Below are 18444 nucleotides of genomic sequence, written 5' to 3'. Positions count from 1 at the left end.
AATAACTTTCTTTTTGGATTGTTAGAACCAGGATATCCAGGATTTGCCATCTTTCGCGCTCACCATGTCATACCCATCAGCTGTTTTCACGAGGTAATAACCATTGGAGTCAGTAATTTTTACAAGCGTGTTGGTCACCGCTGTCTCCCCTTCAGGAAGGTCTCCCAGGAATCCCAGGTAAGGGAATACGATACGTCCGTCCGCTTTATAAGTTGGAGGTCTGAAAGCCGGTCCGTATTCCAGGATATTCTCTCCGTCAATGCGGGTCACAAAACCTAAAAGGTCATATACAGTATTGCCGCTTTTTCCATTCTGCGGATAGAATAACATGAAAGAATAATTAGGAAGATTAGCCACACCATAAGCATCGTCAACACCATCCACATGGAAACCGTCAAGCGTTACCCAGTAAGGAACGCCTTGTCCTTTTTGCTCCCACCATGTTTTAGGCGCATCCCTGTCTATCACGATCGGCTTAGCCGTTTCTTTAATAGTACCGGCATCACCGTTCATAGTAAAGCTCAGTGTAGTACTTGCTGCGCTCCAGGAGATGTCATCAAAAGAAGTCAGTGTTGCTCCACCAACAGTTATCGCCGGTGCGAAAGCCACGCCGGTCGGCGTATAATAAAATCCGGTAGTTGCAACATGTGCTTCGCTATTTTCATCTATCCAGCTGAAAGTAGCCCTCCTGTTCAGGATATTGAAAGCCACATCATAGTCATTACCGCCAGTGGTAAAGCGCTTGAAATAGGTCAGATAGGTATCGATCTTGTCGATCAGGCGGTTTGTCTTTTCTGCAGCATAAGCAGCTTCCTCTGCTTCAGTTGCTTTTATCAGTACCGCTTTGCTATCATGAAACCTTCCTCTCAGCAGGATCGTATCGCCGCTCATGCCTTCTATTGAAAATTCAAAGTCAGACTTCAATCCTTCACCATACACACCGCCATTTACAGCCGCATCAGGATCACTTAACAGGTGGATGTAAGAGTAAGTATCAAATAACAGACACGGTTGCTGTAACGCCTTTAAACGGTAACTGCTCTCCATTCGTGTAACAGCAGATGCCGAGTCAAAGTCAGCATACATCTTCACCCTGTTAGCATCATTAAACTGAAAGAAGAAAGAAAAGACGCCATCTTTCAGGCCCTCCGGATATACAAGTCCCTTCCAGCCATGTGGAGCGGCAACCAGTATGTCCCCGTATTTTTTTAAGGTATCGTTCAGACGGGTATCAGGCGGAGCGCTGAACACATCTTCATCCGACTTCTGGCAGGCAGCCAGTACGGACAGGGTAAAACATATCAGGAATAACCTTTTGTACATAATATCTTTTTAAACCTTTTCTTTGTTTTTATACCTAATCGTTAGTGGAACATCTCCGGCACGCTTCCTCTCTTCCACATTTGTTCGCTGTCAGTCCGCTTAATAGATCAGCGCTTCCACTGCCTTCCGCTTTTTCGTTTGCAGACTATAGAAATCAATGTTCCAGGCAGTCTTGAAATAAGCCACGACCATCGCCTCTTTTTCACGCAGCGCCGCTTTAGCCTGTGCCTGGGTCACACCACTTGCAGAAGTGCCTGCCGGAATACTTTCCACAAGCCTGTTAAAGCCGTCACGGCCGTCTATCATCATCAGAGAGATCATCTCTACGAAATCATCATCAAAACCAGACATTGCGTAAGCAGAGATATAACCATTGGCATGTGCCTCTTCCTCACTGATGTTATTCCAGTTGGCCGTATAGTGACCGGCAGAGATACTTTTGAACGCAGGAGGGTAAAGTATCGTCTGATGAAGAATATGCCCGAATTCGTGCTCTATTACGTGAAAGATCTGCTTTAAGGTGGCAGAGTCAGAAGGCTTATAATTAGGCGTGCCTTTAATGCGGAAAGAGTTGATGGCATAGATCACCACTTTACGGCCGCCTTCTGCTGTTCCCAGCGTAATGGTACCGTTATCCACGTTCCAGCTCGCGCTTCCGCACAGTATCAGGAACTTCGGACTGTTACGTTTGAAGAACAGCTCACCCGCTTCTGCCACATAAGTATCGATCCACACTTTCTTGATAGACTGCAGCGCAGGTTTTATCATAGCCTCCTGTGGCGGTACCAGCGTTTTGTCCAGGTCAAATTCAAACTGGTCCCATTTGTATTTTGCTTCAATGTTGTAAGGCACCACCAGTGTATCGTACAACCATTTATCCAGTTCTGTCTTCTGCCAGGTGTCGCCTCCCAGTCCGGGGATGTCTTCCAGACCGCTGAGATCATCGTCGCCGGAACAGGCTGTGAACAGAACAACACTGAGAAGTATTATTATTGATTTTATCGTTTTCATGCTATATGCTGATAGATCTGAGAATGTTTTTAACGAGGGTTCATAGGAAGGCCGGAGGTCTTGGCCGTAACTGGCAGCTGGAATACCCTGCGCGGATCGTCCGGACCCAGTGTCAGTGTTTCCCCATCGCTGGTATAATGTGTGATGGTCCCTTTATAACGCATCGCATCAAACCAGCGCAATCCCTCCTGTACAAATTCTGCTCTTTTGAAATCGAGCACTGCTCCCAATAAGGCATCCTGGTTATTAGCGCCATCATAGAACGCTTTACATTTGGCCAGTGTGATGTTATTAGCTGAAGCATCGTAATTCGCGATACGTGTGCTGGCAAACAGATTAAGATCAGCCAGTACAGCAGCGGTATTACCCAACATCGCATTAGCCTCCGCCCTGTTGAACAATACTTCTTCAGCTGTGAACAAAGGCACCATAGTATAGATGAAACCAATATTTGCGTTAACAGACTGCTTCACGAAATATTCACTGATCTTAGGCACGAAGTAATCGTTAGTACCATAGAAATAAACAGGATAACACCAGCCACCATCTGTTACATTAGCGCCCATGATCTCCCTGTACATAGGATAGTTCATGCCATAACGGTATTGTGCTAAATAACGGCCATAAGGAGACGCTGTTTCTACCAGTAACAGGTTAGCTCTCTCACTGGAATTGGTGTATATATTGAACAGTTCCAGCGGCGTCAGGTATACATAAGATGTATTCCACGGACGCAGGTAAGCGCCTGTCTGATTAGTAGGAAATGCCATATCAGCATACATCACCACTTTATTGTAGTCACGTTTGTACAGGTAGAACCTCGCAGCGAACGCATACGCCGCTTTCTGGTTAAAGTGATATTTAGGTACCTTGTATTTATCATCACGGATCAGCGGTAAACCGGCCAGCAGATCTTTTTCTACTTGCTCATACACATATGCTACCGTTTTCCTGTCATATTGTTTGAATACAACGTCTTCCGGCTCCGTTACATACGGAATACCCATATCGGTGTTAGCAGTGGCAGCATCATAGCTTTTAGAAAACAGGTTCACCAGCATGAAGTGTGAATAAGCGCGTGCAACAAGTGCCTCGCCTTTCTGGCGACTATAAGCCGCGGAGTCTGTTGCATTTTCACAGGCCTTCAGTGCATTGTTCGCTGCCGCAATCGCTTTATAAGCAGCTGCCCAGTAATACTCCGGAGAATCCTCATTTACGTTCTGTACATCATTGAAATAATAAGGATCTCTGTTAGTGCGTGCGTCCACACCCACTCCCTTATCAGTCACATTGTCCGACATCGCTTCACAGAAAGCCATATAGTTGGCCTGCGGATAAGCCGTGCCTAACAGCTGGCTCACCTTCTCAGGCGTGTCCAGCTGCGTCCAGGTACTGTCAGGCGCCTGATCCAGGTATTTTTCACAACCAGCAAATGCCGGGAGGATAGCTATAAGTATATATAGTGCGTTTCTTTTCATACTGTCTGTTTTTAAATGCCCACTTTAACGGATAATGTAAACTGCTTCTGGATCGGTTGTGCAACACCACCGGTATTGAAGAACTCGGGGTCCTGCCCTTTCAGCTTCTTGTCTGAATAGATCAGCCACATGTTATTCGCAGCACCGGTTAATGCCAGGCTGTTAAATCCTGTTCTTCTGATAAAACTGTTAGGCAATTGATAGGTCAGGGATACTGTTTTCAGACGTACCATATCTCCTTTCGCTACGCGCGCAGTAGAAAAGTTGTAGTTGTTATAAGGGTAAGCACCTCCAAGTAAGGTCTTCTCATAAGCGTCCAGGATAGAAGGAACATCTGTCTTTGTTTCGTCCTTCGGCATTACCCAACGGTCATAAAACTCATTTGGCATAGCGTCCAGATCAGAGTAGGATGTTTTGAATGCAGGGTACAGACGGATCTTGTTTCCCCACTGATAAGTCATGAATACATTCAGTGATAGTGATTTATAACGGAAAGTATTGTTCAGACCACCAATGATTGGAGGATCAACCGCGCCCTGGTATACCAGGTTGTCAGTAACATCGTCCTGCAGATCTATATCAGAGCTTACATGACCATCAGGCGTTACGAAACTTGGCTTACCTGTATGCGGGTCCAGTCCTTTATAATCAAGTGAGAAGAGGCTACGTACAGGATATCCTTCCTTGTTACCACCTTCTGCTGCTACCAGGTCAAAGATCAATGGAGTGTTCTTCGCATTGGTGATCTTGTTTTTGTTATAACTGAAGGTCAGGTTCGTTTTCCAACCCCACAATTTCTTCCTGATCACTTCACCGCCGATCATCACTTCAATACCTTTCGAATCCATATCAGCATAGTTAGCAGCCTTATACAATTCACCACCAATGCCGGCAGTCTTGATAATGCTGATAAGGTCAAAGCTTTTACGGCTATACACATCGAGTGTCAGGTTCAAACGTCTGTCAAAGAAACCGGCTTCCACACCCAGGTTCGTAGTATATAATTTCTCCCAGGTCAGCTCAGTGTTCTTTAAGTGCGCCAGCTGGATCACCGATTCCACCTCATTCAGGTGCGCACGGCGGCTGTTTACTGTCTGATATACGATGTTAGAATTCGTAGCAGGTCCCATACTTGCAGTCAGACCATAACTCGCACGGAGTGACAGGTAATCAACTCCCCTTACATTCTGCATAAAGCTTTCCCTGTCCAGGTTCCAGCGGCCGGCAAAGCTCCATGTAGGTAGCCAGCGCGCACTGGATGAAGCTCCTAAACGATTGGAGCCATCATAACGGGCATTACCGCTGATGCTGTACTTATCGCCGTAAGAGTAATCTGCTGTTGCATAGAAAGCCGCAAACCTGTCATAATCGCGGGCCATCCCGAAATAAGGGAAATTGCTTTCTATTGTTTGTTTAAGGATACGGTAGTCTATATAAGGTACGCCACCGTTATTATACTGGTAACCGTAACCAGTGTTAGATGCATTCTGTCTGTCAGCATACTTTACCTGCTGACCGGCCAGTACGTTCACATTGTGGTTGCCGCCAAAAGTAGTCCGGTAAGTCAAAGTATTGCGGAAGTCATAGTTCAGCAACTGATCTTCCGTACGGTTGTAGAAACCACCAGCTGGAAGTACGATCACTGGCGGCGCATCCGGGTTCTCAGGATCTCTGTACAGGAATTTATTATTCTGCGCAATAGTAGCATTATCTGCCGCCCTGTATGCATTAGCCATGTTAGCGTCTTCTGTGATCTGATGCTCACGGGAAGACTTCACATAACGCAATGCACCTACGAATTCCCATTTCAGTTTATCGGTGATCTTCCATCCGATGTCACCCTGTAAACGGAGGTCCATTACATTCAGGGAGAGGTAGTTATTCTGCAGCTCGTCAATGATATTGAAATCAGTAAAGTTGCGTCTGAAATACTCCTTCTGACCTTTCTCATCATAAGCTCTCAACGTACGACTGGTATTCAGCGCATAACTGAATGGATTGATATCAAAGTCACGGTCATACTGCCCCTCAACAGGATTGCTGTTACGGGCCAATGCGCCCGGAGCACGCTGCTGACGCACGGAACCCAGGGTAGAGAAACCGGCAGACAGCCTGTCGGTGAATTTATAGTTGTTACGGAAGTTCAGTGTATAACGGTGAACCTTATCCGCCAGTGTCCAGCCATTGTCGCCATAGTAACTGGTGGAGAAGTAAGACTGGGAACGGTCAGTACCGGAAGATACACTTATAGAATGCTCCTGTACAAAGTTGTTACGGAACAGGATATCAAACCAGTCCGTATTCGCTTTTCCATATTTCAGCAGGTAGGCTTTACGTGCTTCAGGCGTATTCTCCAGACCATAATTCCCATTTTCATCTGCCTGCAATAATTCATACATCTTTCCATACACACCTACATCGCCGCGGGAAAGGATGTCGGATGTAAGAATCCCCTTCCGCTCCAGCTCCGCCAGAACTGACATCTGTCTGGCGGAGTTCATAATATTAAAGCTTCCATAGGTAGGTTTCAACTGAGTACTGAAATTGCCGCTGTAAGCAACGGACGTTTTACCGGCACGTCCTTTTTTGGTTGTGATAACCACTACGCCATTCATAGCACGGGCGCCATACAATGCAGTAGCAGCAGCATCTTTCAGGATATCGAAGCTTTCAATGTCGTTGGAGTTCAAACCGGCCACCGCAGAACCTAATAAGGTGGTGGGGTCTCCGCTTGAAAGCTGATCGTTTGAAATATTGGCCACATCTTCCAGCACTACACCATCCACTACCCACAGTGGCTTGTTATCGCCATTAATGGAAGATGCACCACGAATACGGATCTTAGGCGCCGTACCGAATGTACCGGATACGTTCTGGATAGATACCCCGGCAACACGGCCCTCCAGCATACGGCTTACATCCACCACGCCATTCAGCTTCACATCCTCTGCCTTCAGAGATACGGCCGAACCGCCAAATTTCTTCTTGTCCACATTCTGATAACCGGTTACCACCACTTCAGACAAAGAGCCTTCCGTACCACTCAATACCATGTTCAATATTGATTGTCCGCTGAACACTATTACTTTAGACTGTTTGCCGATATAGGAAAAACGGAGACTGTCGCCGGAGCGGGCGGATATCACGAAATCTCCATCCACAGTAGTTACTGTCCCTTTGCGTGTAGATACATTGACTACAGATACATTGGGTAATGCAATTTTTTCTTCGGCGCCGGTCACACGTCCCTTTGCCACGCTCATAGGAATAGTATCTCTTACTGTACGGCCGTTAGCCGGATGGGTTGTACCAGCGGCATGAGCGCTGGCGGATAGTAATAACAATATTGTTACCGTAATAATTCCCTGCCGGCGTCTTTTTAACGGCGCCGTCAATTGATTACCATGCATAGGTAATGTCATATGTATAGCTGATTTACTGAATAGATACTGGTTGTTGTAAAAATTCTACTTTCTGGTTGTTCCTTGTACTACAATAGATTGACGTTTCTATTGGGTTAGTTTACAGATCAGGCATTAGATTCAGGCTGTTACGATTTTATACTCATCTCCATCCATTCCCCCTTGACATTGTTTCCAACTATGTTCCTTTTTCCAAAAGCTAAAATTATTCAGTTGACAACGTTCTTCCATCCGGGTAAACCGCTTTTATAGAAAATAGTGGTAAACCACTATTTAATTATTATCTTACCTCTCGGAATCAACCAGGAATTATATTCGTAACGTCTGTTTTGTAGGAAAATCCTTTTGTCGCAACCAAATCTATTTACAGGCCCTGTGATAACCGTCAATTTTACAGGTATGCTTTGCCAATAATGCCACAAAGAGGAAGAAATGACTTCTGATCATGGGTAACCTTAGTAACAACAACCACGGACGTGTCCGTTGGGCGCTGCTTTTCTTACTGGTGCTCCTTTTAGGTAATAGTTTATCCCTTACCGCACAAACGGTAAAAGACCGATTACCACAAACCGTCACACATCCGCAGACCAGTAAGAAGAATGTGGACAGCATATTGAGGCTGGCAGGCTCTAAAAGAGATACTGCTACGAGTACTGCTATGCGCCTGTATTATGCAAGCATGGAAGATGCCCGTATGCTGCGGTACAACAACGGGGTTGCCCGAGCTTTGTCCGGGCTGGCCCTCTGTTATAATAACAACAATGAAAAGGACAAGGCCCTCTCATGCGAGCGCCTTGCATTACATTATTGTGAAAGCAATGAAGAAGGAATTGAAGTAAAGGTCGACCTCTATATTCTCTTATCGCAAACATTCTACTACAGGGGAAAATATGACTCATCAGCCTTCTACCGCTACGCAGCGCTCGATGTACTGGAAGCTAACCAGGTAAAGGACAGGAGGATGCAGACCAGGGTATATTGTAGCCTGCTGGACTTCTGGCTGAACATCAACGAGAATATCTCCAACGATATGCACATTCAGCAGGTAATGGGGCATATCAATGTATTGATCGATAGCGCCAAAATAAAAAAGGATACAGCCGCCCTGATGATGTTGTACTTCTATAAAGCCGGATACTACAACAATGTCACGAAGAATGATTCCGCCCGCTACTACTGTCAGTACTCCATTCAAATGGGCAAGTCAACAAAGATCTCTCCCAGTATGGAAGCCGGTCTGCTGATCAATACAGCCCTCACCTACCTGGACGACAAAAACCCTGTGCCTGCCATTCAATACCTGGAAAAAGCAAAAGCCCTTTTTCCTCCCAATACACCTGCTTCCAACCGCCACCTGATCTTTGCCAACATCTGTCTCGGTCAGGCTTACCTGATGCAGCAGCAATACAACAAAGCGGTCGCTATTACCGTGCCCGCCCTGCAAAGTGCCCACGAGCGAAATATGGTGCACATCCTTACAAGTCGTGGCAACCAGGTAATGGCTGACGCCTTTGAAGCACTCGGCCAGTATAAAAAGGCTGCAGCATACCGAAAAACATACAGCGCCATCCGGGACAGCATGATGAAAGTGGAAAAGCTGGAACTGGTGTACAACCTGGAAATGAAATACCGCATTGCTGACAAGAATAAAGAACTGGCAGAAAAACAACTGGCCATCACCCGCAATGAAAGCAGGATCAAAACAAAGAACCTGCTCATCATCGGTGTATCCGCCGGCTTGCTGCTCATCCTGATGGTCAGCCTTCTGATCTACCGCAACAATCTTAACAAACAGAAACTACAGGCCGAGAAGATCCGTAACCTCCGGCAGGAATTACAGATCGGTAATCTCCAGGCCATGATCGCCGGAGAAGAAAAGGAACGCAGCCGCATCGCCCGCGATCTGCACGACGGCATGGGCGGTACACTCGGCACTATCCGTACACGTCTCAGCGCCATCTTCCGCCGGCATACCACCACCGATGTTACCGACGATTTCCTGGAAGTATTACAGCTGCTGGAAGAAGCCTCTGTAGAGCTGCGTAAAACAGCCCACAACCTTATGCCAGAGATCCTGTTACAGGAAGGACTGTCCAAAGCTACTGCCCTCTTCTGTGAACGTGTCCGGAAAGGTCATACGCTGGATATCTCCTTCCAGTCTATCGGCACCGCATCCGGCCTCTCCAGGAATGCCGAACTGACGATATATCGTGTCATCCAGGAACTGATCCATAATATCCTGAAGCATGCCAATGCTACAAATGCCATCGTACAGATAGCCTGGTACGATACACAACTCGCTGTTACTGTTGAAGATGATGGCAACGGCATGCTGGGGGCATCACAATCAGATGGTATAGGATTGAAAACTATCCGGGAACGCGTAAATTCGTTGAACGGGGAATTGCATATAGACAGTGTGCCTGGCGAGGGAACCAGTGTACATATAGAAATTACGCTTAAAGAAAATACTGCCAGACATGCCTATAAAACTAGCGATTACTGACGATCACCCCATTGTAGCTAATGGCATCTGCAGCATATTACGTGATGCTGCCAATGTTGAAGTGACCGACATCTATGCCAATGGCACCGCCCTGCTGAAGGGCATCAAAGAAAGACAGCCCGACGTATTGTTGCTGGACATGCACCTGCCCGATATGACCGGCCCTGAACTGGCTGCCAGCATCGTAAAAAACTATCCAAAGGTGCACATCCTCGTGCTCAGTAGCTCCGATGTCATCTTCCAGGTAAAGAAGATGCTGAAAGTAGGATGTATGGGGTATCTGCTCAAAGACTCTGATGACACCACCATCCTCCAGGCCATAGAAACCGTGCATAAAGGCGGCCAGTTCCTCTCCCCTGTGCTCAATCAGCTGCTCATAGAGGACATGTTCCGTAACAAGAAATCAGAAAAGAAGTCAACCACCCTCACACGCAGGGAAAAAGAAGTGTTACAGCTGATCATTGATGAACATACCAACCAGGAAATTGCCGACAAACTCTTTCTCAGTCTGCATACAGTAGAGAACCACCGTATCAGCCTCCTGCACAAACTCGAGGTAAAAAATACCGCCGGACTCGTAAAGGTAGCTTTACAGACAGGACTGGTTTAGAATGGGTTATATGCTCATTATTTCGTAGTATCGTATAATGAGAAAAGGGATTTTTAGCAGCCTGCTGTTGGTGACACTTTCCATCGCCATCGCAGCGCCTGCACAGAAGAAGAAAGATAAGGACAAGAAAAAAGGAAAGAAATCCGAACATGCGGCATCTTCCCATAGCTCCGTCAAACCCGTAGTGCTTGGCATTGTACAGTCGCCCGCCATTGCCGAGGCGTCCGGCATTGCTGCCAGCAAAGCTCTTCCCGGCCATTTCTGGACACACAACGACAGCGGTAACAAACCCGAAGTATACTTGCTGGACAACAAGGGCCAACTCGTTAGTACCATCCACATGGACGGCGTATCTAACCGCGACTGGGAAGATATTGCCGAAAGTTCCGGCCCGGTTCCACACAAACAATATGTCTATGTCGGCGACATTGGTAACAACGTCCAGGTCGATCTGCGTACGCGGATCTTACGCTTTCCTGTGCCTTCGCAGGTACCTGCGCAGAAAGCGAATATCAAACCCGAGATACTGTATGTTTCTTTTGCGGATGGTTCACGCGATGCGGAAACACTTATGGTAGATCCTATTTCCCGTAGCTTTTATATTGTCAGCAAACGTGAAAAGGCTGTTGGCATCTACAAGGCCCCTTTAGACTTCAAAGATGGCGACAGGGCGATATTCCAAAAGGTCGGCTCCGTCCCTTATACATGGGTTACTGCCGGTGATATTTCACAGGATGGTCGTCACATTGTTATTAAGAACAGGAATCAGATCTTCTACTGGCATCGTAATGCGGAGGAAAATGTAGAGACTGCGATGTCGCGTCCTGCTGTTGTGCTGCCATATGTACCGGAGAAGCAGGGTGAAGGAGTTACTTTTACTGTTGATAATTCAGGGTATATAACGATCAGTGAAGGCAAGAAACCGGCAGTAAATTACTATCCGCATAAGTTTTAGCGAAGCTAAAAATTCGCTGTGTGTGTTCCTTTAATTAGTGATTATAACGCGGCCTTTGAGGGATTCGTTCTTGCTCATCGTTGCTAACAATTCCTGAGATGCGTATATAAGCTAATAGTAATTCTTTCCTGCTAACAGTTTCAAGTGCTTTTAGACGCGAATATGGAACGCTGTAATTCTAGCGCTGACCTTCTAGCTCACGGTTGCAAGTGATTCATGGATCGCGCATATGGAATGCTGTAATTCTAGCGCTGACCTTCTAGCTCACGGTTGCAAGTGGTTCATGGATCGCGCATATGGAATGCTGTAATTCTAGCGCTGACCTTCTAGCTCACGGTTGCAGGTGGGATCACTGACTGTAGTTCTTTGAAGTTCCCTTACTATCTGGCATTGGGGGGCGGTTAGGCTTTAGTTGAACTATCAAACCCCTATCTGTCGCATCAGCATACTTCAAACAACTAAGGCCAGTGATTCCCGCCTGTACCGCTCGCTGCGGCCGGTCTCCAAAATAATAGCAAGGCTGTGTAGATTCATATCTTACCTTATTTACCTTATTTGCCTTATTTGCTATCTCATTTACATTGCTGAATTTATCTATCACATACATCCTGTTTCCTCTTCTATTCTGCTTATCATTCCTTTTACTCTTAATATCGCTCGTCCTTTTATATTTATTTCCATTATAACTTGCTTCTACACATTTGCACTCACATTCAGTCCTTCCAACATTGTGGATAGTACATATACTGTTATTACTAGTATTTGCGTTGGTATGCGTGTAACCTGTTCCATTACATGAATTATCATTCACTAATTGGGGCAAATAAACAGCTTCCAGCATGATGATGACATCTGCTACATGGAATCCTTCTTTCAGCAGAGACATAGCTTTCCCGGTAAGTTGTCTGTACTGCTTATATATCCGTTCATCAGATGGCATCTGCTGATATACGACTGAAGCAATCTTTGATGCTTGTTTAAGCCATCCTGCATACATCATTGTTTTAGCAAACGCCGGATCACGTTTAACGCGTTTACCGGTAAGCGAGCTTTTAGTGCGGACAATATACTCCCCGTTCATAAGATATATTGTGAGATTATCCTGAGTCCCAACAAAGGGAGGAACACCAATAAATTTCGGCATATGATGTAGTTTATACGAATGTAAGACACTAAGGGGATACGCCGTATTAACGCCGGGGTAACGTCATGTTTAAAGCGTACTTCATTGCCGTATATGCCGATTATGCGGTTTATGCCAGATATACCGCTTTTGCCGGATATGCCGTTTTTGCCAGCAATGCTGTATAGGAATATCGTGCTCAATAAGCATAATGGAAGTTCTGCTATTATTTTGGAGACCGGACGCAGTGAGCGGTGCAGGTGGGAATCACTGGCCTTAGTTGTTTGAAGTATGCTGATGCGACAGATAGGGGTTTAATTGAAATACTAAAGCTTATCCGCCCCCCAATGCTTAATAATTAAGATACTTCAAAGAACTACAGCCAGTGATCCCACCTGCAACCGCGAGCTAGAAGGTCAACACTAGAATCACAGCATCCCACACTCGCGTCCCAGTTACAACCAGAAGACAGAGCACTACCGTAAACCCCCATAAAAAACCTCGATATCGCGAAAACTTGAGAAAGCAGTTATCGGTCTGCATGCGCATAAAAAAACGCCTGGCAAAAACCAGGCGTTCCAAAAACAACATAAAATCATTTCGCAGAAAAATCAAAACTATGTTTCCCAGCCTTCAACTCAATCTCAAACGCTTTATCATAAGCAGTCGCGCGCCTGCTATTCTCAGATATCGTGCCCGCCGGCAAACGCAACGTAGCCATCGTCCCGGCCGGTACTTCAAATGAAAGCCTGATAGACTTTCCATTCCGCCGCCATTCTGATTTAATCAAGCCATAACGGCTCTCATAATCCGCTTTCACAAAATTCAGCTTCTTCACAAAAGCAGGCTGTAAAAAGAAATGTTTGAACCCAGGTGCTTGCTCATCCGGACGGATTCCAGCAAGTGTTTTATAAAACCACGCACAGTAATCACCAAAGAAGATATGGTTATGAGATAACTCACCAGGCCAGTCTTCAAACAAAGTAGTAGCGCCATTAGCGATCCAATGTCCCCATCCGGCATAACCAGTATCAGTTAACATACGGAAAGCAATATCAGCATAACCATGCTCACTAAGAACAGGCAAAACATACTTCGTACCCATTACGCCAAAGTCAGCATGATAGTTACTACGCTGCACTTTAGCCGCCAGTTGAGATGCGGCAGTTGTTGCAGCAGCAGGCGAAGCTAATTCATGGAAGACGGCAGCGCTCAACGCCGTCATAGTACTATCTTTATAATGGCCGCTCACCGGATCAAAGAATGTACGGTTAAAGCTGGTACGGATGCTGTCTGCAAGTTTGTTATAGGTCGCTTCATCTGCCTTGTTGCCTAACACGCGCGCCATCTTTGCAACAAGAATAGCATCCGTGTAGAAGTAGGCAGTAGAGGTAAAAGTAGTAGGTGTTTTTACGAGCGACATCCAATCATCAAGCCCCCATTTGAAAAGGTAACCCTGCGCCTGTTTCGCTACAACGTCAGTGTACTTTTTGATCGCATCATAATGCTTCTTCACTAAGGCAGTATCACCATTGTAGAGATACATGTACCACGTTACATAGCTAAGTGCACTACCCCAGGCAGGCCCGAAAGTATGTTCTTCAGTACCCGGCTGATCATAGCCCCAGCCATTAGAAGGCGCAATACCAGGCATGGAGCCGCTAGGTAACTGAGCGTCACTTACATCATCCAGCCATTTACGGTAACCATCAGCAGCTTTGTAATTCCAGAGACCTACTTCAGTGGATATATGTGCATCAGCCGTCCAGCCGTTCTTTTCACGTTGCGGACAATCAGTCGGAATGCTTAAGAAGTTACTGCGATAAGACTGGCGTGCCGCAGCATACAGTTTATTCACCATAATGTCAGAGCTGGTGAAGTGACCAGCTTCTTCAAAGGCAGTACTGTAAAATAAACCCTCCAGTGATCGGATGTCCAGTACAAGCGGCTTGTCAGTTTCTACCTGTACATACTGGAAACCATGATACACAAAACGAGGCGTAAAGGTTTCTTTGCCTCCGCCTTTCAGATAGTACACATCTGTCTGGAAACGCAATTCACCAGGCATGCTACGCATATGTTCCGTATTATGTTTCATGTCCAGTTCTCCGTCCTTCAATACTTCCCCGTAATACATCGTCACTTTGGTACCAGCCTTACCGCTAACATTCAGTGTGGCCACACCGGCAAAGTTTTGTCCCATGTCAAAAAGATACCTGCCGTTACCCAGCTTCTTTACAGATACAGGTTTGATCCGGCGGATCACTTTAATAGATGGCATGATCTGCTCATGCAACTTACCTCCGGGAGAAGATGTTTTTAACGCATTCGCCCAACGGGAATCATTGAATGCCGGCGTATTCCATCCCGGTACTTCCTGACGTGCATCGTATATCTCGCCCGAATACAAACAGTTGAACTGACTCGGGCCGGTGGCGCATTTCCAGCTATCATCAGTGGCAATGGTTTCACTGGTGCCATCGGTGTACTTTACAACGAGGTCTAACAACATACGTGGAGTCTTTCTCCAGGGAGCATTCTGAAAACCCCATACAGCGTGCGACTGGATGTTATACCAGCCATTCCCCAACTCCGCAGCAATGCTTTGTGTATTGGTATTGCTTTTGGATAGTAGTGCAGTAACGTCGTATACCTTGTATAAAAGACGTTTATCATAACGGGTATATGCCTGTTCAAGTACAGCATCAGTAACGGGTTTGCCGTTCACATATACGATATGATATCCTACGCCTGCAACATAAGCAGTGGCACTGGCTACATTCGTTTTTAGCTTGAATGTCTTTCTGAAATAAGGCGCCTTCGTAGCAGTAGTGTCTTCTGTATTGGTGATCCAGCCTCCCTTCCAATCGGGATGCTGTGCATATACCATACAGCTGATCAAAATAAAAATAGCAGACAGCGTGAGTCTCAATGTTTAAAAGTTTATTGACCTGTAGTGAATAATATGGAATTCTAACGTGGGCTACAAAATAGTAAATCCTGCTTAATAAATAAGCATCAAAAGTCCCGCTGGTAGTGGGACAGTATAGGATGGAGAATCAATAAAAAGGAGTTATTCCATTAGGAATACATGGCATATAGCAAAGGCAGCACTTCGGAAATATGATCTATCTGTCTGAAGTTAGGATTATCAATATGTATATCTACATGTTCATGTTCCCAGGTAGTGTGAAACGGAATATGAACAGCATGCCCCCCGATCCCCAGTACCGGCAACACGTCCGACTTTAATGAATTACCGATCATCAGGAACTGCTCGGGTTTAATATCGAGATGTTTTAATAATTTCCGGTAGTCGCCCTCCTGTTTATCCGACATCACTTCCACATGATGAAAGAAATGCAGTACACCGGAGTTGCGCAACTTGCGTTCCTGGTCCAGCAGATCGCCTTTGGTGGCCACCACCAGCCGGTAATTATCTTTCAGGGCTGACAATACATCGGGCACGCCTTCCAGTACTTCCACCGGTCTGGCCAGCAGGTCCTTACCAAACTCAATGATCTTCTCAACGGCACGGATGTCGATAGTGTTATTGGATATTGTCAATGCTGTTTCTATCATCGACAGGATGAATCCTTTAATACCATAACCGTACAGGGAAAGATTTTTAATCTCGGTCTGAAGTAGTTCACGTGCTGCAGTATGCTGAGGTAGATAACTTTCCATCAGTTGGCAAAACGCTGCTTCGGTTTCGCGGAAATAGGGTTCGTTTATCCACAATGTATCGTCCGCATCAAAGGCAATTACTTTTATATTCATATATCGTCTAACAAGGGTTACTTCAACAAAAGTATCCAATTAACGCCGCTTTTCCTCCTTTTTTTCACCATTATAGTTCACCGCGGCAGTGGCGCAGATTTTGTGATACCCTAATTGATAGCGTCATAGAAAAGCATGCCTGTCAGCAGGTTATCCCGGTTATACGCTAACGGCTGACATCGCCAATTTCTCAATAAACTTCGTGATCAGCTTAAAAAATTGTAAGATTGCGCCATCAAACCTATAATGCACATTAATCATGGGAGATTTATTTTCCGCCGAAGGCCTGTTTACAATAGATTCATTGATCAGCCTTTTAACCTTAAGCGTACTCGAAATAGTACTTGGAATTGATAACATCGTATTTATCTCTATCATGGCGGGTAAATTGCCTGCCGCGAAGCAAAAAAAGGCCCGCAGACTCGGATTGACCCTCGCCATGTTCGTCCGCATACTGCTCCTGCTGTCCATCAGCTGGATCATGTCATTAACCACCACCCTGTTCAATGTAGGTGAATGGATCGGTATTCATAATGAGAAATGGCTGGAAGCTACCGCTATTTCCGGTCGCGACCTCATCCTGCTCATCGGTGGATTGTTCCTGATCTATAAAAGTACTGCTGAGATACATGAAAAGTTGGAAGGCGGGGAACACCTGGAAGCTAATCCGAAACCTGTCAGCTTCACACAGACCATTATCCAGATCTTACTCCTGGACATCGTTTTCTCGCTGGATTCTGTTATTACCGCAGTAGGTATGGCCGATCATATCCAGATCATGATCGTTGCAGTGATCATCGCAGTAGGCGTAATGGTGCTGGCATCCGAAGCCATCAGCAATTTCGTTGATAAACATCCAACAGTAAAAATGCTGGCTTTGTCCTTCCTGTTGCTGATTGGCGTATCACTGATAGCGGAAAGCTTTGAACAACATATCCCGAAAGGATATATTTATTTCGCAATGGCGTTTTCTGTCTTCATAGAAATGTTGAACCTGAAAATGAAAGCTAAATCCGGCAAACCGGTAAAGCTGCATCAGCCAAGACTGAAAGAATAACCGTATATAACTTTATACAAATTATAAAAAAGCTGTCCGCCATAGGGCAGCTTTTTGCTTTAAAGCGACTTACTTCCCATACCCGGGGAACGTTTCCCTCATCTTGCCTGCCATAGCAAGGTCACGTGTTTGAATGCATAAATCTATCCTCCGGGACATATATTTTTCCCTTCGGGAAAGATCTGAGCCGGGGTACCCCTGTTCCTCCAATGGTAGCCACTCTATACCAATTGCCTCAATGCTTTCATCTCGCATATATTGCTTATCTCATAATACTTCCTGGACCCTCACAGTCCCGAAATAAGCAAATCACCGCCTCCTTCTCAACGATGCAATCACCCCCGTGCCCATTGCCCTGCCCTCATCTCACATAAATTACTTATATTACGATATTACTGCCTTAAACCCTACAATCCTGAAATAAACAAAAACACCCACTGTAATCTAAAAGCGTATCAATATGTTTTTATGAGATACCTCTTATACTTTTTATACGTTGGATGGCACTGGGGATTAGGTCTGGCCGTTTTCATCATCAGGCATGAGATCCGGGGAGAAAAGAAATATGCCATCCGGACCATTGGCACAGACAACCTTACGACAGATGTTTCCAAAGAAGACAGGAAACACGTTGCCATGTATGAACCAGTTAACTACTACACTGCTACCTGGCTGTTTGACCGCCTCGAACCTGCCGACATGGCCACTACCCTACTAGACGTAGGCTGCGGCAGAGGGCGCGTATTAGCAATGGGAGCCGCATATGGCTTTACTGCACTCGCTGGTATAGACCTCTCCCCCAGGCTCTATAATGCAGCCATAAAAATGCGGGATATCCTATATGCCCGATACCAACATATCAGGATCAATCTTGCCTGCCAGGACGCCCGTGCTTATACCATTCCCGAAACAGTTGGCGTCATATTCCTCTTTAACCCGTTCGATCATGTCATCATGGAAGAATTTATAGGTAAAGTCGAAGAGAGCCTACGCAGAAAACAGCGCCCACTAAAGATCTTATACGCCAATCCACAATGTAAACAACAATGGCTGGACGCAGGGTTCGAAGAAACCGCCTCGTTTGTTAAAATGAACTTCCTGAAAGGAAGCGTACTGGAAAAAGCCTAGTCTCCTTCCTCCATTCAATGGCACGCCAGCGCCCCTTTCTTTGAAAGTCTT

12 protein-coding genes are annotated in these 18444 nt (G+C 45.8%); 5 read left to right on the top strand and 7 right to left on the bottom strand.

What is annotated here, in order from left to right:
- Positions 1-21: 21 nt before the first annotated feature.
- From C7475_RS18240 to C7475_RS18225, 4 genes are all read right to left on the bottom strand, one after another.
- Positions 22-1323, bottom strand: coding sequence for a DUF4302 domain-containing protein (locus C7475_RS18240; protein WP_110054823.1), 1302 nt, complete (start codon positions 1321-1323; stop codon positions 22-24).
- Between the two features lie 99 nt (positions 1324-1422).
- Positions 1423-2334 carry a putative zinc-binding metallopeptidase gene (locus tag C7475_RS18235; protein ID WP_110054822.1) on the bottom strand — a complete coding sequence of 304 codons (912 nt, stop codon included), beginning with the start codon at positions 2332-2334 and terminating at the stop codon, positions 1423-1425.
- A gap of 29 nt (positions 2335-2363) precedes the next feature.
- Positions 2364-3812, bottom strand: a complete 1449-nt coding sequence (locus C7475_RS18230; RefSeq protein ID WP_110054821.1) for a RagB/SusD family nutrient uptake outer membrane protein — start codon at positions 3810-3812, stop codon at positions 2364-2366.
- An 11-nt stretch (positions 3813-3823) separates the two neighbouring features.
- Entirely contained in the window at positions 3824-7234 is a 3411-nt protein-coding gene (locus C7475_RS18225) for a SusC/RagA family TonB-linked outer membrane protein (protein WP_110054820.1), read from the bottom strand.
- 445 nt (positions 7235-7679) lie between these two features.
- On the opposite strand from C7475_RS18225, the gene C7475_RS18220 reads away from it, so the two are divergent.
- The 3 genes from C7475_RS18220 to C7475_RS18210 are packed head-to-tail and all read left to right on the top strand — an operon-like array spanning position 7680 to position 11305.
- On the top strand, positions 7680-9740 hold the full coding sequence (locus tag C7475_RS18220) for a sensor histidine kinase (RefSeq protein WP_110054819.1): 2061 nt from the start codon (positions 7680-7682) through the stop codon (positions 9738-9740).
- The gene (locus tag C7475_RS18215; RefSeq protein ID WP_110054818.1) at positions 9715-10350 is read left to right on the top strand and encodes a response regulator transcription factor; all 636 of its coding nucleotides are present in this window, start codon (positions 9715-9717) and stop codon (positions 10348-10350) included. The genes C7475_RS18220 and C7475_RS18215 overlap by 26 nt, the downstream gene beginning before the upstream one ends.
- Before the next feature lie 37 nt (positions 10351-10387).
- Positions 10388-11305 carry a hypothetical protein gene (locus C7475_RS18210; RefSeq protein WP_110054817.1) on the top strand — a complete coding sequence of 306 codons (918 nt, stop codon included), beginning with the start codon at positions 10388-10390 and terminating at the stop codon, positions 11303-11305.
- Between the two features lie 349 nt (positions 11306-11654).
- Here C7475_RS18210 and C7475_RS18205 read toward each other — a convergent pair whose 3' ends face one another.
- The 3 genes from C7475_RS18205 to C7475_RS18195 all read right to left on the bottom strand — a co-directional run bounded on the left by C7475_RS18205 (position 11655) and on the right by C7475_RS18195 (position 16208).
- The gene (locus C7475_RS18205; RefSeq protein ID WP_110054816.1) at positions 11655-12449 is read right to left on the bottom strand and encodes a hypothetical protein; all 795 of its coding nucleotides are present in this window, start codon (positions 12447-12449) and stop codon (positions 11655-11657) included.
- 574 nt (positions 12450-13023) lie between these two features.
- Complete coding sequence (locus C7475_RS18200; protein ID WP_146217585.1) at positions 13024-15360, bottom strand: family 78 glycoside hydrolase catalytic domain; 2337 nt, start codon at positions 15358-15360, stop codon at positions 13024-13026.
- Positions 15361-15509: 149 nt separating this feature from the next.
- Complete coding sequence (locus tag C7475_RS18195; RefSeq protein ID WP_110054814.1) at positions 15510-16208, bottom strand: HAD family hydrolase; 699 nt, start codon at positions 16206-16208, stop codon at positions 15510-15512.
- Between the two features lie 259 nt (positions 16209-16467).
- On the opposite strand from C7475_RS18195, the gene C7475_RS18190 reads away from it, so the two are divergent.
- Both C7475_RS18190 and C7475_RS18180 read left to right on the top strand, forming a co-directional pair.
- Positions 16468-17265, top strand: a complete 798-nt coding sequence (locus C7475_RS18190; RefSeq protein WP_110054813.1) for a TerC family protein — start codon at positions 16468-16470, stop codon at positions 17263-17265.
- 468 nt (positions 17266-17733) lie between these two features.
- Positions 17734-18393 (top strand): bifunctional 2-polyprenyl-6-hydroxyphenol methylase/3-demethylubiquinol 3-O-methyltransferase UbiG, encoded by a 660-nt coding sequence (locus C7475_RS18180; protein WP_110054811.1) that lies wholly within the window; start codon positions 17734-17736, stop codon positions 18391-18393.
- Positions 18394-18444 lie beyond the last annotated feature (51 nt).

Source organism: Chitinophaga sp. S165 (genome assembly GCF_003182155.1).
GTDB lineage: Bacteria > Bacteroidota > Bacteroidia > Chitinophagales > Chitinophagaceae > Chitinophaga.
Note: the sequence above shows the minus strand (reverse complement) of the source record. Positions and strands in the feature narration are given on the sequence as shown.

Coding starts and splice junctions, on each gene's coding strand:
- C7475_RS18210 (WP_110054817.1), top strand. CDS start 10,388: ATGAGAAAAGGGATTTTTAGCAGCCTGCTGTTGGTGACACTTTCCATC.
- C7475_RS18225 (WP_110054820.1), bottom strand. CDS start 7,234: ATGACATTACCTATGCATGGTAATCAATTGACGGCGCCGTTAAAAAGA.
- C7475_RS18180 (WP_110054811.1), top strand. CDS start 17,734: ATGAGATACCTCTTATACTTTTTATACGTTGGATGGCACTGGGGATTA.
- C7475_RS18220 (WP_110054819.1), top strand. CDS start 7,680: ATGGGTAACCTTAGTAACAACAACCACGGACGTGTCCGTTGGGCGCTG.
- C7475_RS18235 (WP_110054822.1), bottom strand. CDS start 2,334: ATGAAAACGATAAAATCAATAATAATACTTCTCAGTGTTGTTCTGTTC.
- C7475_RS18190 (WP_110054813.1), top strand. CDS start 16,468: ATGGGAGATTTATTTTCCGCCGAAGGCCTGTTTACAATAGATTCATTG.
- C7475_RS18240 (WP_110054823.1), bottom strand. CDS start 1,323: ATGTACAAAAGGTTATTCCTGATATGTTTTACCCTGTCCGTACTGGCT.
- C7475_RS18205 (WP_110054816.1), bottom strand. CDS start 12,449: ATGCCGAAATTTATTGGTGTTCCTCCCTTTGTTGGGACTCAGGATAAT.
- C7475_RS18195 (WP_110054814.1), bottom strand. CDS start 16,208: ATGAATATAAAAGTAATTGCCTTTGATGCGGACGATACATTGTGGATA.
- C7475_RS18215 (WP_110054818.1), top strand. CDS start 9,715: ATGCCTATAAAACTAGCGATTACTGACGATCACCCCATTGTAGCTAAT.
- C7475_RS18230 (WP_110054821.1), bottom strand. CDS start 3,812: ATGAAAAGAAACGCACTATATATACTTATAGCTATCCTCCCGGCATTT.